This window comes from Psychrobacter sp. FME5, assembly GCF_014861375.1.
In the GTDB taxonomy this organism is placed as follows: Bacteria; Pseudomonadota; Gammaproteobacteria; order Pseudomonadales; family Moraxellaceae; genus Psychrobacter.
This window is the reverse complement of record NZ_RRYX01000271.1, coordinates 1-492: the sequence shown is the minus strand read 5'-3', so window position 1 is coordinate 492 and position 492 is coordinate 1. Positions and strand designations below refer to the sequence as shown.

General features: G+C 43.3%; 1 protein-coding gene. It reads left to right on the top strand.

The genetic code is table 11. The annotated features are described in order from the left end of the window. Positions 1-492: IS5 family transposase (locus EI161_RS14640; RefSeq protein ID WP_192530034.1), on the top strand; the 492-nt coding region annotated here is incomplete at both ends.

Genomic DNA, 492 nt, shown 5'->3' with positions numbered 1-492 from the left:
CGATAGTGAATGGTTATTTATAGATGGTAGCGTGGTAAAAGCACATCAGCACAGTACAGGCGCTGCCAGTTGTCGTGATGAAGCCATCGGCACCAGCGTTGCTGGCAATAGCAGCAAGTTACATCTCATGGTTGATGCTTGTGGTAACCCTGTTCATGTGGCGCTGACAGGAGGCCAAGTACATGATTCTAAAATGGCCAACGCTTTAATTAAAAGTACCATCAAAAAAGAGACTAAGGCTGTTGTAGCAGACAGAGGCTATGATAGTAGCGACATAAGAGATTGTATCTTTGAACATTGTGCTGAGTCAGTAATACCCGTTAAGTCCAACTCTAAAAGCAATAACGATACGCTAGATTGGTACTTATATCGCTGTCGCCATTTAGTAGAAAACGCCTTTGCTAGGTTAAAACACTTCAGAGGCATTGCTACACGCTATGATAAGCTTAAAGCCAGCTATGAGGCTGCCGTAATTCTCGCTTGTGTCTTTAT